Raw genomic sequence first — 14256 nt, forward strand, 5'->3', positions numbered from 1 at the left:
CATGGCCGGAGGCGCAACCGATTTCGGACGGGGTTTGATCTGACATGTTAGATCCTCGCCGGATGCTCTCCGCTTGGGCGCCATAAGCGCGCCCTGTGCGAACCGTGAGCGGGCGGTGAAAAGGCGAAAAGTGATCAGCCTGCCGTGGCGGAAATGGCTCTTGCTGTTCGTCGTCACTTAATCGAAGGAAGCCTCATGAGTTCGACTCCGCCCGCCCTGAGCTTGCGCCTCGCACGTCACGATGACATGCCGGTGCTGTCAGCCCTTATGGATAGGGCGATCGGCGAACTGCTGCAGGCCTTCCTGCCGCCGGAGGGGGTGAAGGCCTCGTATGAGGTCATGGGGCTGGACACCCAGCTGATCACCGACGGCACCTATTTCGTCGTCGAGGACGGCGACCAGATCGCCGGCTGCGGCGGCTGGAGTCGGCGCGCGACCCTGTTCGGCGGCGATCACTCGGCCGGACGCGACGCGGCCCTGCTGGATCCGGCCACGGACGCGGCCAGGGTTCGGGCGATGTACACTCACCCCGATCACACCCGAAAGGGCGTGGGCCGCATGGTGCTGGACGCCTGCGAAGCCGCGGCGCGGGGCGAGGGTTTTTCCCGGGTGGAGATGGCCGCGACCCTGGGCGGCGAGCCGCTCTACCGGGCCTGCGGTTATCACGACATCGAACCGTTCACGGCCAAGACCTCGACGGGTTACGAGGTGCCGCTGATCCGGATGGGCAAGGCGCTTTAGGGCCTTCTGCTCTTTCCTTCGCCCTTGGTGGGGGGGGAAGAAGAACGCAAAAGGGCCAGGCTTTCGCCTGGCCCTTCCGTTTGGTCTGAAGCTCGATCCTAGAAGGTGGCCGAGACCTTGGCGTACCAGAAGCCGCCTTGCCAATCGACGATCGAGTCCGAGCGATAGAGGCGGCCGTTGGTGGCCGACTCGCCGGTCATGTCGATGTCGGGATAGTTGGCGAACAGGTTCCGCGCGCCGACCGAGACGGTGTAGGTGTCGGTGGCCTTGTACGAGATTTCCGTGTCGAACATCAGCTCCGGATCCCACTCTTGGATCACGGTCGGCTTGCTGACGCTGAACATGTTCTTGTAAGGGCCATAGATGTTGGCGCGGCCCAGGATCCTGAACTTGCCGACCTCGTGGGTGGCCGACAGCGTGCTTCTCCAGCGCGGCGCGGCGTGCTTGAAGTCATAGACGCTTTCATCGTCGAAGAAGGTGTAGGTCACGCCCGAAGCGTTCGGGGCGGGCTTGTTGACCTTGTCGATGACGAAGCTGTTCCAGTTGCCGCTGGCGGTGAAGCTGGTCGATTGACCATTTTCCCAGTTCTTCTTGTAGGTCGCCACGACGTCGACGCCGAAGGTCTTGGAGTCGAAGGCGTTCTGGAAGAACTGCACCTGGCCGATGGTGTCCGCGCCCGGGATGGACGCGGCGATCAGGGCGGCCTTGATCGACGGGGTCACCGTGATCGCGCTGGTGGCGTAGAACTGGTCCTCGATGGCGATGCTGTAGAGATCGACCGTCAGGTTCAGGCCGTCAAACAGCGAGGCGGTGAAGCCCGCCGCCAGGTTGAACGACTTTTCCGGCTTCAGTTCCTTGGCGCCCATGTACTGGGCGACCGGGTTGGTCGCCGGGAACAGGCCCGAGGCGATGATCGCGCCGTTCTCGACGCGGGTCGAGACGTTGGTCGTGAACTGCTGACCCGTGGTCGGCGCGCGGAAGCCCGAGCCGGCCGAGGCGCGAACGCCGAACCTGTCGTTGATCTGGTACTGGGTGGCGACCTTGCCGTTCCAGGTGCTGCCGAAGTCCGAGAACTTCTCGCCGCGCACGGCCACATCCAGGAACCAGGCCTCGGTGACATTGGCCGAGGCTTCGGCGTAGCCGGCATAGGAGTCGCGCGTCAGCTTGCCCGAATAGGCGGGCGTGTTGCCGGGGAAGCCGTTCGAGCCGACGGCGAGGGCGTTATAGACCGGGTCGATGCCGGCGAAGCCGTCCGTGGCGTCCGACTTGTAGTTGGCGCAGTTCAGGCCCGCCGTGGCGGACAGGGCTGCGCCCGTGGCCGTTGCCGTATGCGTGGTGGTGTCGCAGAACCCATAGGGATCGGGCACAGAATAGGTGCCGGCGGTGTAGGACGCCAGATCGCCCGGGGTGATCTCGTAGCCTTCCTTGCGGTACTCGGCGCCGAAATTGATCGTGATCGGGGTGTTCAAGCCGCCGAAAGCCCAGTCATAGGCGAAGTCGGCATTGGCGGCCGACTCGGTCGAGATCAGCGAGCCGTCATTGAACTTCTTGGGCGAGGCCGGGCCCATCGACGGGTTGACCGTGTCCCAGATCGAATAGGCGATCTCGTCATAGCCGTAGCGGCCGCTGAGGTCGTACGTGATGCCGTTGGCCAGCTTGCCCTTCAGGCCGCCGGCGAGGCTGTAATCGGTGACGTCGCCGCCGAACATCGGCGTGAAGCCGGCCGGGAAGATCGAGCTGAACTGGAAGAGGCTGCCGTCGGCCTGGCGGATCGGCGTGGCGTTGACCGCGTTGCTGACCGGCGGACGATAGTTGAAGTACTCAACCGCGCTGCTCTTGGAATAGTTGGCGAAAGCATAGACCGACATTGTGTCGGTGATGTCATAGCCGGCATTGATCACGCCGCGCAGGGCTTCGGCGTCGGGCTGACCCCACTTTTGCACATAGTCGTGGATCAGGGCGCCATAGGACGGGTTGGCGGCGGCGTAGCTGGTCACGCAGAAGCCGGCAGACTGGTTGGGAATGCCGACGTTGCAGTACTGCTTGCCGCGATTGACCTGGTTTTGGCTGGTATATTCGAACGTGCCGTTGACGAAGCCCTTGTCGCCGATCGGCAGGCCAAGGTTGCCGGTGATCATCACGTCTTCGCCGTCGCCCAGATAGAACTGGCCGTACTGGGCGGTCAGCGAGCCGCCGCTGGGGCTGTCCTTCAGCTGGAAGTCGATGACGCCGGCGATGGCGTCCGAGCCGTATTGCGCGCCGGCGCCGTCGCGGGTGACGACCACGTTCTTCAGGGCCGAGGCGGGGATGGTGGCGGCGTCAGGCGCCTGCGAGCCGGTGCCGCCGATGCTGACCAGGGCCGAGCGGTGGCGGCGCTTGCCGTTGACCATGAACAGGGTCTTGTCAGTGGGCAGGCCGCGTAGGCTGGCGGGGCGGATGAAGGTCGCGCCGTCCGAGATCGGCTCACGGGCCAGGGTGTAGGACGGGACAAGCGACTTCAGAATATCGTTGGTGTCGGTGAAGGCCGCAGACTTCAGGTCGCTTTCGCTGAAGGAGTCGACGGGGACCGCCGAGTCCAGAACAGTGCGGGGCTTGCCGCGCGCCGTAACGACCAGGACGTCAAGTTCGGAAGCAGTTTCGGCTGCGGGATCCGCTGCCGCATCTGCGGCATAGGCCGTCGCTGAATATCCAAGAGTAACGCACATCGCAGAAATGCCTGCGAGCAGAGTCGTTTTAAAGTGCCGATTCATAAAAAGCCCCCTCGTGTTGTTCTTCAATTCAAGATTGATTCACCCTCCATGGCGTTCATCTCCCGGCCTTTTATTGTTTTTGCTACTGACGCGATTTTATTCCGGACATTGCCGGCCATTTCAGCGTGAAGCGAAGGTTGCGACTTCGGCAATGGGGAGGGGGGCAAGAAGTCGTCACAACGGCGCGCGACGGCGTCGGCGCCCCTTTGGGGAGCGCCGAAACCGCATTTTTAGGCAGAACGGAGTTCTCGGTCGGCTTGGTCGGTGTGGTCTGACGTGGCGTAATTAGGCCACAAGCCGATGCGCGACGGGCTGTGCCCCTTCGGATTCAAAGAGGTCGTAGGCGTCTTCCCAGGCGGCGAGGCGCGAGTCGCGGCGTTCGGCGTCGTCGATGATTCGGATGATCTGATCCTCGCGGTCATTCCACACCACACCCAGATCGACCACGCGCTCGGCGTCGCGGCCGAGCAGCAGGATGACATCGGCGCGCGCCGCGCGCTCGAGGCTGATGCGCATCAGGGTCCGTCCGGCGCCCAGATCCCGGTGAATGTCCGCGAAGGCCAGGACCGCCGAGATCATCGGGGCGTTGACGGGGGCGATGGCCCAGGCGGGGCAGGCGAAACGGGACATGAGCGTCTCCTTGGTGTGGACAGATCCTTTTTGCGCGTGCTCTGCGCCAAAATCGGTCGTATGGAGAACGTATGAGGCACGAAAAAGCTGCACGGCTCCTGGATCTGGCGCGCATGCTGGCCGGCTCGGCCGAGGGCATGACCCTGGACGAGATGGCGCGGGCGCTGGAGGTCGGCCGGCGGACGGCCGAGCGCATGCGCGACGCGGTCTGGGCCGCCTTTCCCCAGATGGAGGTGGTCGAGGACCCGCCGACCCGGCGTTTTCGCATCCCCGCGGGCCTGGACGGCCTGTTCCAGACGCCCACCGCCGAGGAACTGGCGGCCCTGCGCACGGCGGCGGATTCCTACAGGGCCTCGGGCGCCGAGGGGCGGGCCTCGTCGCTGTATGCGCTGGAGCGCAAGCTGCTGTCGGCCCTGCGCGGCGCGGCGCGGCGCAAGGTGGCCCCGGATGTCGAGGCCCTGGTCCAGGCCGAGACCATCGCCGTCCATGCCGGGCCCCGGCCTTATGAGGACGAAACCGCCCTGGCCGCCATCCGCACGGCGATCAAGGGGCTCAGCGCCCTGGCGTTCCGCTATGACGGCGGCAGCACGCCGGGCCGCACCCGCGAGGTGACGCCGCTGGGCATCCTGTTCGCGCGCAGCAACTATCTGGTGGCGCTGGAAGGCGACGACCCGCGTCCCCGCTCGTGGCGACTGGACAAGATGACGGACCTCCGTGTCCTGGACCGGCCGGCTCCGCCGCCGGAGGACTTTTCGCTGCAGGCCTTCGCCGATGAGAGCTTCGGCATCTATCACGGCGCTGTCGAGGATGTGGTTCTGCGCATCCGCCCGGACCGCGCCGAGGACGCGTTGCGCTGGCGCTTCCACGCCACTCAAACGGTTCGACCCGAGCCGGATGGTTCGGTGATCGTCGCCTTTCGCGCCGCCGGCATGCTGGAACTGGCCTGGCACCTGTTCACTTGGGGCGACGGGGTCGAGATCGTCTCGCCGGCCAGCCTGCGCCAGATCATGGTCGACGAACTGCGACGGGCCCTGGCGGCGCATGATAGAGCAGGCGCCGGTTCCGGGAGCCCGCGCCAGACATGAACTATCGCCACGCCTATCACGCGGGAAACTTCGCCGACCTGCAGAAGCACGCCATCCTTCTGGCCTTGCTGGAGGGGCTTAAGGCCGGCTCGCCCAGTCTTTCGGTGATCGACACCCATGCCGGGGCCGGCGGCTATGACCTGAGCGGCGAGATGGCCCGGCGGTCGGGCGAGGCCGAGGCGGGGATCTTCCGGCTTCTGCAGCAGGCCGATACGCCGTCCATCTTCGCCCCGCTGGTCGCTGCGGTGCGCGCCATGAACCGGGGCGCGGACGGGCCGCTCTATCCCGGATCGCCGCTGCTGATCGCCGGCGCCCTGCGCCGCGAGGATCGCTACGTCGCCTGCGAACTGCGCGAAGATGATTTCGAGCTTCTGCGGCGGTCCCTGGCGCCCTACGCCTTCGCCCAGGCCTTGCGGGTCGACGGCTACGAAACGGTTCTGGCGAAGGCCGGACGGGGAGGGCGACCCTTCATCCTGATCGACCCGCCCTTCGAGCGCCCCGATGACTATGCTCGCATTGTCGAGGTCACCCGTCAGGCCGTTCAGCGTGACCCCGCCGCCGTGCTGGCGATCTGGACGCCCTTGAAGGATCTGGAGACCTTTGACGCCTTTATCCGCGCGTTGGAGAACGTCACGGATGACGCGCTGGTCGCCGAGGTCAGGCTTCGCCCCTTGCTGGACCCGATGAAGATGAACGGCAGCGCCATGATCCTGGTCGGCGCCCCGCCCGAGGTCGAACCCGCCGTGCGGGCGGCCACGGAGTGGATTGTCGAGCATTTGGGGCAGAAGGGCGGCGCGGCGCGGGTGTGGCGCGCCGGGACGTGACACGGGCAGTGGTCAGTCCCGCTCGCCCGGCCCGTGAACGGGGTTAACCCCGCGGCAACTTTTTGCACTTGCGAGCCCGAGAACTGTGTTATGCTGCATTGCACAATCTCGGTTAGCGGAGCGAGCGCCATGGCTTCCACCCAGCCTGTCCTGTCTGATGCGAAAACCCCACCGGTCACCCCCGAAACGGCGCCCTACCTGATGGTCGGCGCCGCCTCGCCGCTGTGGATGATGTTTGGCGGCGCGGCCGCCGCCGGCGCCACCTGGTGGTGGTTGGCCTCGCGCTGGCGCCAGGCGGTCAATCTCGAGGCGATCAGCGTCCTGGCCCCGGAGCCCGTCGCACCGCCGGCCGAAGCGTGGGTCGAGCCCGCGCCCGAATGGGTCGCTGAACCGGCCGAGGACCTCGCCGCCGAGGTTCTGGCCCTGCCGCTCGAGATCACCGTCGAGGCCGCCGTCGAGACGCTCCAGGCTATTGAAGCCGCGGGTGAGGTTGTGGCCGATGCGCTGATCGAGAGCGTGGAAGCTGTCGAGCCGGTGCTTGAGCCCGTCGCGTTTGCCGCGGCGCCTGAACCGGTTCCGCCTGAGCCCACCGCGCCCGAGCCCGCTACGCCTGAGCCCGCTGTGGTCGCCGACGCGGCTTCGGCGCCCGAACCCGCGACAGAGCTTGAAGACCAGGTCGAGGCCGGTGTCGACGACCTGACCCGCATCGTGGGGATTGGTCCCAAGCTGGCCGCTTCGCTGGGGGAGCTGGGCGTGACCCGCTTCAGTCAGATCGCCGCCTGGACCGCCGAGGACCTGCAGCCGATCGATCAGCTTCTAAGCCTGAAGGGCCGCGCTGATCGCGACGCCTGGGTGGCCCAGGCCAAACGCTTCGCCGCTCCGAAAGCCTAAAGCATCGTGCGGAAAAATGGACGCCGGTTTTCCGCAAAAACGATGCGAAAACAAAAACCTGGAGCAAGGCGCGTGAGTCCGATTTCACGCGCCTTGCTCCAGTTCCTCTGAGACCGGACACCGCATACGGCGTCCGGTCCTGGCCACCAGGGTCTAGGGAGCGGCGTTGATGCCGCCCGGACCGCACTCGGTGTTGAGGTAGGTCTCGATCTCGACCAGTTGGGTCTCCATCATGGCCGGTTCCATGGTTGGCAGCGTGTGGCCCATGTCCTTGATCTCCAGATAGCGATAGGGCTTTCCGGCCGCCTTGAGGGCGTCGGAGAACTTACGCGATTCCTTGATGTCGACGATCTGGTCCCGGTCACCGTGATAGATGAGCAGCGGGATCTGCGCCTCCTTGGCATGATCCAGGGCGTCGAGGCCCTTGATCGTCGGGTTCTGGAACTCACGACCAATGCGGTTTTCAAAGGTCGCCCGCTTCATGGTGTCTAGGTCGCCGACCCCGGCTCCCGAAATCGCGCAGCGATAGAGGCCATTGGGGCGGATCGCGGCGACTAGGGCGGCATAGCCGCCATAGGAATAGCCGAACATCGCGATCTTGCCCGGTGCGGCGATCTTCTGGTCGATCAGCCATCGTGCGCCGTCGTCCTTGTCGTCCTGCATCTTCTGGCCCCACTCGCCGTCGCCGGCCCGCCAGAGCTTTTGTCCCCAACCTTCGGACCCGCGGAACTGCGGTTGCAGCACCGCATAGCCGCGGCTGGCGAAATACTGAATCCAGCCCGCCGGATCCCAGTCCAGGTTGTCGCGCGCCCAAGGGCCGCCATGCGGTTCGATCAGGGTGGGGTAGGGGCCGGGGCCAAATTGGTCGGCCGGCGGGGTCGTCAGAAAGGCGGGAATCAGCAGGCCGTCGCGCGCCGGATATTGCACAAGACGCATGGTTCCCAAGGCGGAGGCGTCCATCTCCGGTCGGGCCTTGCCCAGCAACATCAGCGACCCGGTGGCGTCGAGAAGGTAGTATTCGCCCGGATTGCCAGGACCTTGCTTTGTGACGATGAAGTGCTTGAGGTCTTCTGACCAGTCGCTGATATGGGCGTCAGCGCCATCCGGGACGGGAAGCCGCGCCGTTGCGCCCGTCGCCGGGTCGGTCCAGTTGGCGGTGCTGGTCTTCACGTCCAGGGCGGTGCGCAGGTTCTTGTTCAAGGCTGCAAAGGCCGGGTCCGTCCAATAGATCGTGTTGGTCGGTCCCTCATAGGCAAAGCCCAGGATCCGGCCATAGTCCGCCTGCGCAGTGGAGGTCAGGACACCATTGGCGTTGAAGAGCTTGTGCTCGAAGAGCGGCTCCACGACCTTGCGCGCTTTGATGTCATAGACATAGAGGCCCGTCTTATCCTGGCCCTGGGGCGACGCGATGTAGATGAGGTTTGGATCTTCCGAGAAGCCGACGATCGACATCGGCTCGCGGTCCTTGGCGTACCAGCGAAAGTGCTGGACCCATTCGTCCGTTTCGGGATCGCGGATCCATTGGGCGATATAGACGGCGCCGTCTTCATAGCCCAGTTCCTGCCGCGCCCGGATCTGGCCTTTCAGGTCCAACTGGAAACCGCCGAAGCGATCAGAGCCGCGCATCAGCCGCTCAGAGGTTCCCGAATAGATGTCGACTTTCAGAATATCGCCCGAGGTGTCCAGGCGGTTGTCCTGCACGACGACATTGCGGGGATCAGTCGGCAGGAAGCTGATGAGGGTCGAGTCATCAAACTTGTTGGCGTAGTCCTCATAGCTCGACCGCGATCGGGTGTCGGGAAGCATCGTCTTCCACGACTTGCCTTCCAGGTCTGAAATATACTGTCGGAAAAGGTGCCCCTTCCTGCTGCCATCAGTGAAGGTCTGCACCGTCTGGACCAGCAGACGATCGTTCTTCAGGAAGCTGACACCCAGAATTCGCACCCGGTTTGCCGAAATCACCGCCGGCGACTGATTGAGCGCATCGGTGCGCCACACCGAGATGGTCGGGCTCTGACCATTGAGTGAGGTGAGGGCGACGAGGTGCTTGCCGTCACGCGAGATCTGGACGTCGCTGATGGCGGGCGGATCAGAGAACATCTTGGCGGGCAGAGGCGCGGCGTGAAGCGCAGTGCCGGATAGACCCAGCACCAGAAGAACGGTCGCCAAGAAGGGTGTTGGGGTGAGTCTCATGGGCGGCTCCGCAGCTAGCGTCGCGAGGCGCTACGCACCGCATCTCGCAATCCTGGCGCCACCATAGCGATCATGTCGAAACCGCCAAGCCGTCACATGTGCGTCGCAGCAGCGTTGCAATCTGAGAAACAAACGCCCGGCCAATGTGCAACTGCGTGCCGAATGTCACACCGTTGCGGAATTGCGTCAGAAAAACGACGGGGACGTTGCGGCATACGCTCAGAACGGGTCATTTGATGCAAACGGCTGTTCTTCGCACGCTTGCCTGGGCGTTGCGGTTGAGTTTGCCGGTCTATGCGAAAACACAGGGGCGTTATCTGCAATGTCGAACCATCGTAAACACCTTCTAGCCTCCACGGTCATCGCCGGGTTGGCTGCCGGCGTTCTGGCACCGGCTGTGGCGCTCGCTCAAGCGGCTGCGCCCCTGACAACGACGGACGAAAAGCCGGCGGCCGAAGCGACCGAGGTCGAGGCCCTGGTGGTTACCGGTTCACGCATCAAGCGCAGCGAATTCAACAGCCCTGATCCGATCCAGGTGATCACCGCAGAGCAGGGCAAGCTGAAGGGCATCTCGTCGACGTCAGGCCTGCTGATGAGCTCGACGATCGCGTCCGGTTCGCCGCAGATCACATCTACCATTTCGAGCGCCTTCAACACTGACGGCGGTCCTGGCTCCGAAACCATTTCGCTGCGGGGCCTGGGCGCAAACCGCACCTTGGTCCTGATCAATGGTCGCCGTACCGGTCCCGCCGGCGTGCGCGGCGGCGTGTCGGCCGTTGATCTCAATGTCATTCCGGTGTCCGCGATTGACCGCGTCGATATCCTGAAGGACGGCGCCTCATCGATCTATGGCTCTGACGCCGTCGCCGGCGTCGTGAACATCATCACGAAGCGCAACACTGACGGTGTGGAGCTGGACGCCTTCATCAGCCAGCCGCAGAAACACGGTGGCCAGCAGTCCCGCGGCAGCATCACCTGGGGCAAGACCTTTGAACGCGGCTACTTCAACGCCTCGTACGACTACGCCAAGAGCGCCGAGCAGACGAACGGACAGCGCAGCTACACGAACTGTGGTCGCCAGTACATCACCGACGCCAGCGGCAGTCGCAAGGACACCATTGATCCTCGCACGGGTAGCGTTCAGTGCCGCGATGTCCTGTACGATCAAATCTGGCTGTACGATTTCAGTTTCGCGGGCTTGGACGGCAAGCTGCAATATGACTACAGCGGCAAGTTGGGCGGCCTGATCCCGCAACTGCCCCCGGGCCAGGAGGCCGACTATCCTGGCATGCCGGCAGGGTTCTACACCGTGGGCTACACTCGGGATAACCCGCAGGCGGCCGACAACGGCGTGCTGGACTACAACAGTCCGTTCAACCTGGCCGCGTCGCTGAGCCCGCGGACCGAGCGCTCGACGGTTTTCGCTCAGGGGGCGTTCGACATCAATGGTAGCGTCGAAGCCTATGGCGAGATGCTGTTGAACCGCCGCGCGACCAAGACCAACAACTACCGCCAGTTCTGGAGCTACTTCTATACTGGCGATTACGACCCCTTCTCGGCCGGCTTCACCGGCGACTTCATCCTCTCACCGACCCCTGTCACCAACCGCTACCGTTCGGCCCAGCGCGTTGATTACCAACGCTATGTCGGCGGCCTGCGCGGCGACTTCGGCCAGATTGATTTCCTGAAGGGATGGGACTGGGATGTCTTCACGCAGTACAGCCATTCCAAGGGGACCTATTCGCAGGACGTGATCCTGAAGGACGCTGTCGACATCGGCGCATTCCGCACCGGTTCCTGCGTGGGCCAGGTTACCCCCGTCAGCAACAAGCCCTGCGTTGACGTCAGCTGGGTCACGCCGGACTTCCTGGCCGGAAAGTACACCGCCGCCGAGGAAGCCTTCCTGTTCGACAGCGAAGAGGGGCAGACCACCTACAACCAACTGGTGTTGGAGGGATCGGTCTCGGGCAATCTGTTCACACTGCCGGCTGGTCCTGTGGGCGCCGCGCTCGGCTTCCACTATCGCAAGGACGAGATCAACGACGTTCCAGGCGCCGTTACCCTGGCCGGTAACGTTTGGGGCCTGTCCACCGCCGGCATTACCAAGGGTGACGATCTGGCGCGCGAGTTTTTCGGCGAGTTGAGCGTTCCGCTGCTGAAGGGGCTGCCTTTCGCCGAAGACGTCAGTCTGTCGCTGTCGGGCCGCCACACGAAGGTCAACAGCTATGGCAAGGACGACACCTACAAGATCGGCCTGAACTGGCAGATCGTGCCGTCGCTACGCCTGCGCGCGACCAAAGGCACCTCGTTCCGCGCTCCGGCCCTGTTCGAGCTGTACAAGAACGCAGAGACGGCTTTCGCCTCGCAGCGCACGGTCGACCCCTGCATCCGCTGGCAGCAGAACCTGGATCAGGGCAACCTGGATCAATACGTCGCCGATAACTGTGCGGCAGCCGGCGTTCCTGGAGACTACTCCGGTAATGGCGCAACCGCAGTGGTCACCTCGGCTGGCGGCAAGGGGATGCTGGAGGCCGAAACCTCAAAGGCCGTCACCTATGGCCTGATCTGGACGCCCAGCTTCGCCAACCTCAATGTGGCGGTCGATTACTTCGAGATCGACGTCAACAACGAGATCCGTCAGCTTGGTGCTGGCAACATCGTCAAGGGTTGCTATCGTTCGCTGACCTTCGCGACGGAGCCGTTGTGTAATCTGTTCGAGCGCAATCCCGGCTCGCACCTGATCACCGCCATCACCAATAACTACCTCAACGTTGCCGAGCAGGCGAACCGCGGCATCGACCTGACCGTTCGCTATGGCCAGGAGCTGCCATGGGACACCAAGCTGACCGTCGATCTGCAATCGACATGGCAGTTGGAGGACACCACCGCCCTGTTCGCGGACACAGTCGTGGACGACAACGGTTTCGTGGGCGACCCCGATTGGTCGGGGCAGCTCAGCTTCCGCTTTGAGCGTGGCGACTGGACCGGCTACTGGGGCATCGACATGATCGGCAAGGCGTCTGACGCCGAGGACTATGCCGATGTCAGCGCGGATGGCACGACGTTCTACAAGATCCACACTGAGTTCACGGCGTATCACAGCGTTTCGCTTCAGAAGAAGTTTGATGACTGGACCCTGTTGGGTGGTGTGGCCAACCTGTTCAACGAAGCGCCCCCGGCTGTTTCGCAGGGCCGTGGCAACTACAACACCGTCGGCTCGTCGGTCCTGGCGTCGCAATACGACTATCTCGGCCGTCGCGTGTTCATGAACATCACGGCGCGCTTCTAGTCTCAGACTGATGCGCTAACATGGACGGCGGCGGGGTGACCCGCCGCCGTTTTTGTATCGAGTGTTGTCTTGGGGAGCGCCGTCGCGTGAACGCCATCATCCGGGGCAAGCCCGACAATCTGGACGAGATCGGCCAACGCTTCGACCGCGCGGCCCTGACCACCCCGGTCTATCTCAACAGTGTGCCCAAGGCCGGCACCCACCTGATGCGCAACATCATGCGGATGTTCGTCGCGCCCGATCAGCACTGGCGGCGCGAATATATCCAGCACGCCATCCTGCGGCAGTACGGGCCGGAGGCGTTTTCAAAGTCCAGGCCGATGATCAGCTGGGGGCATATGCTGTTCTCGGACGAGTCGGCGGTGGCCCTGCGCGACGTGCGCCACATCGTGCTGGTGCGCGACCCTTATGACTGGGTCCTGGCCCGCGCCCGCTTCTATCTGTCCGATGAATTCCAGGGCAACCTGAACCACATCAAGAACGGCGGCGCCTCGGCCGAGGACGTGATCATGATGATGATCCTGGGCGCGCACGGCCGCGTGCCCGACCTGAAGGATATCTTCAGCATGAACGCCGTGGCCTGGATGGGCTCTGATGCGGTGCTGGTGCGCTATGAGGATATCGTCGACAGCCTCAAGGATCTGGGCTCCAGGCGCGCCGAGGGTTTCTTCGGCAAGCTGCTCGCCGATTGCGGCCTGGACCTGCCCGCCGACTGGCGCGATCGGGTCGAGACCGGCGCCGACCGTCGCGAAAGCCGCACGGCCAGCGAGAATCTCAGCGTCACGGCGGATCTGCCCAAGACGCTTTCGGACGTTCACAAGCGGGTGGTGGATTTCCACGCGCCCGGCCTGAGGGCGCTGTTGGGGTACAGCTAGAGAACGACCGCCGTGCCCGACACCGAGACCATCATCATCGAGCCGTTGGGGCCGACGGTGTTATAGTCGAGATCGACAGCCAGGATGGCGTTGGCGCCCAGCTTCTCGGCTTCCTTTTCCAGGTTCTTCATGGCGTCCTCGCGGGCCCGGGCCAGAACCCGCTCATAGGACTTGGAGTGACCGCCGACAAAGTCGCGGATCGCCGCCATCAGGTCCAACACCACGTTCGCGCCCAGGATCGACTGGGCGTAGATCGCACCCTTGTAGTCCTGAACCGGGCGACCTTCGATGAAGGGCGTGGTCGAGATCAGCATGGATAAACCTCTGTGCGCCGCGCGCGCCAACATCCCTAACTTAGGGGTAAACGGCGCGGTTCGCGAGGGGATCCCCTGAAACGAGAGCCTTTCTGACGGCGATTTCATCTGGCGGGGGAATCTGGCGTGACGCCACTTCCTGCAGGGGCGTGCTTAAGGCAGATTAACCACCCGTTCTCGCCTCGGAGTTTTCTGGTGATCTTCGCCAAGTCGCACCTCGACCTGCACAACATCCGAAACAATGTGGAACGGGTAAAGAAGCTGTCCGACAATGTCGTCGGGATCGGGCCGCTGGGCGTCGGTCTGGACGGTCTGCTGACCTGGATTCCGGGCGCCGGCGAACTCTACAGCCTGGGCGCAGGCGGCCTGATCATCATCGACGCCGTCCGCGCGCGCTCGTCCCCGATGATCGTGGTGCAGATCGTGGCCATCATCCTGATCGACACCGTCGCCGGCGCGCTGCCGGTGGCCGGCAAGATCGCCGACGTGCTGTTCACCGGCCACAAATGGTCGGCCGACATGCTGACCAAGCACATGGACGACACCATCTATTTCGAGAGCTCCCGCAAGGAGGCTCAGGGTACGGCCGAATATCGCGATCTTCTGGCCCGTATCCAGGCCGGCAAGGAGAAGCGCCGGGTCGTTTTCCTGGGCTGATCGCGAC

General features: G+C 64.0%; 11 protein-coding genes. 7 read left to right on the top strand and 4 right to left on the bottom strand.

Translation table 11 applies throughout. The annotated features are described in order from the left end of the window. Window positions 1–195 precede the first annotated feature (195 nt). Window positions 196–741, top strand: a complete 546-nt coding sequence (locus tag ACW18B_RS09295) for a GNAT family N-acetyltransferase (protein WP_492051304.1) — start codon at window positions 196–198, stop codon at window positions 739–741. Window positions 742–839: 98 nt separating this feature from the next. On the opposite strand, the gene ACW18B_RS09300 is transcribed toward ACW18B_RS09295, so the two are convergent. Together ACW18B_RS09300 and ACW18B_RS09305 are read right to left on the bottom strand one after the other, a co-directional pair. Further along, on the bottom strand, window positions 840–3491 hold the full coding sequence (locus ACW18B_RS09300; protein WP_492051661.1) for a TonB-dependent receptor plug domain-containing protein: 2652 nt from the start codon (window positions 3489–3491) through the stop codon (window positions 840–842). Window positions 3492–3776: 285 nt separating this feature from the next. Next, window positions 3777–4121: a hypothetical protein gene (locus tag ACW18B_RS09305; RefSeq protein ID WP_492051305.1), complete on the bottom strand. Its 345-nt coding sequence runs from the start codon at window positions 4119–4121 to the stop codon at window positions 3777–3779. A 71-nt stretch (window positions 4122–4192) separates the two neighbouring features. Between ACW18B_RS09305 and ACW18B_RS09310 the strand changes: the two genes are divergently transcribed. From ACW18B_RS09310 to phaH, 3 genes are all read left to right on the top strand, one after another. Then, window positions 4193–5206: a helix-turn-helix transcriptional regulator gene (locus tag ACW18B_RS09310; protein ID WP_492051306.1), complete on the top strand. Its 1014-nt coding sequence runs from the start codon at window positions 4193–4195 to the stop codon at window positions 5204–5206. Then, complete coding sequence (rlmJ, locus tag ACW18B_RS09315) at window positions 5203–6030, top strand: 23S rRNA (adenine(2030)-N(6))-methyltransferase RlmJ (protein ID WP_492051307.1); 828 nt, start codon at window positions 5203–5205, stop codon at window positions 6028–6030. The genes ACW18B_RS09310 and rlmJ overlap by 4 nt, the downstream gene beginning before the upstream one ends. A 129-nt stretch (window positions 6031–6159) precedes the next feature. Continuing rightward, window positions 6160–6921 carry a phasin PhaH gene (gene phaH / locus ACW18B_RS09320; RefSeq protein ID WP_492051308.1) on the top strand — a complete coding sequence of 254 codons (762 nt, stop codon included), beginning with the start codon at window positions 6160–6162 and terminating at the stop codon, window positions 6919–6921. 153 nt (window positions 6922–7074) lie between these two features. Here the strand turns inward: phaH and ACW18B_RS09325 are convergent, their stop codons facing one another. Beyond that, window positions 7075–9114: an alpha/beta hydrolase family protein gene (locus ACW18B_RS09325; RefSeq protein WP_492051309.1), complete on the bottom strand. Its 2040-nt coding sequence runs from the start codon at window positions 9112–9114 to the stop codon at window positions 7075–7077. A gap of 322 nt (window positions 9115–9436) precedes the next feature. Between ACW18B_RS09325 and ACW18B_RS09330 the strand changes: the two genes are divergently transcribed. Both ACW18B_RS09330 and ACW18B_RS09335 read left to right on the top strand, forming a co-directional pair. Next, window positions 9437–12403 carry a TonB-dependent receptor plug domain-containing protein gene (locus ACW18B_RS09330; RefSeq protein ID WP_492051310.1) on the top strand — a complete coding sequence of 989 codons (2967 nt, stop codon included), beginning with the start codon at window positions 9437–9439 and terminating at the stop codon, window positions 12401–12403. Window positions 12404–12489: 86 nt separating this feature from the next. Continuing rightward, window positions 12490–13278: a hypothetical protein gene (locus ACW18B_RS09335; protein WP_492051311.1), complete on the top strand. Its 789-nt coding sequence runs from the start codon at window positions 12490–12492 to the stop codon at window positions 13276–13278. On the opposite strand, the gene ACW18B_RS09340 is transcribed toward ACW18B_RS09335, so the two are convergent. Continuing rightward, the gene (locus tag ACW18B_RS09340) at window positions 13275–13592 is read right to left on the bottom strand and encodes a heavy metal-binding domain-containing protein (protein ID WP_492051312.1); all 318 of its coding nucleotides are present in this window, start codon (window positions 13590–13592) and stop codon (window positions 13275–13277) included. The two genes, ACW18B_RS09335 and ACW18B_RS09340, sit on opposite strands and share 4 nt — an antisense overlap. Window positions 13593–13784: 192 nt before the next feature. On the opposite strand from ACW18B_RS09340, the gene ACW18B_RS09345 reads away from it, so the two are divergent. Beyond that, a complete protein-coding gene (locus ACW18B_RS09345) occupies window positions 13785–14249 on the top strand; it encodes a DUF4112 domain-containing protein (RefSeq protein ID WP_492051663.1) in 465 nt (154 codons plus the stop codon). Window positions 14250–14256: the final 7 nt, after the last annotated feature.

This window comes from Caulobacter sp. FV2ps19 (assembly GCF_058681035.1).

Coding starts and splice junctions, on each gene's coding strand:
- ACW18B_RS09310 (WP_492051306.1), top strand. CDS start 4,193: ATGAGGCACGAAAAAGCTGCACGGCTCCTGGATCTGGCGCGCATGCTG.
- ACW18B_RS09295 (WP_492051304.1), top strand. CDS start 196: ATGAGTTCGACTCCGCCCGCCCTGAGCTTGCGCCTCGCACGTCACGAT.
- ACW18B_RS09305 (WP_492051305.1), bottom strand. CDS start 4,121: ATGTCCCGTTTCGCCTGCCCCGCCTGGGCCATCGCCCCCGTCAACGCC.
- phaH (WP_492051308.1), top strand. CDS start 6,160: ATGGCTTCCACCCAGCCTGTCCTGTCTGATGCGAAAACCCCACCGGTC.
- ACW18B_RS09325 (WP_492051309.1), bottom strand. CDS start 9,114: ATGAGACTCACCCCAACACCCTTCTTGGCGACCGTTCTTCTGGTGCTG.
- ACW18B_RS09330 (WP_492051310.1), top strand. CDS start 9,437: ATGTCGAACCATCGTAAACACCTTCTAGCCTCCACGGTCATCGCCGGG.
- ACW18B_RS09340 (WP_492051312.1), bottom strand. CDS start 13,592: ATGCTGATCTCGACCACGCCCTTCATCGAAGGTCGCCCGGTTCAGGAC.
- rlmJ (WP_492051307.1), top strand. CDS start 5,203: ATGAACTATCGCCACGCCTATCACGCGGGAAACTTCGCCGACCTGCAG.
- ACW18B_RS09300 (WP_492051661.1), bottom strand. CDS start 3,491: ATGAATCGGCACTTTAAAACGACTCTGCTCGCAGGCATTTCTGCGATG.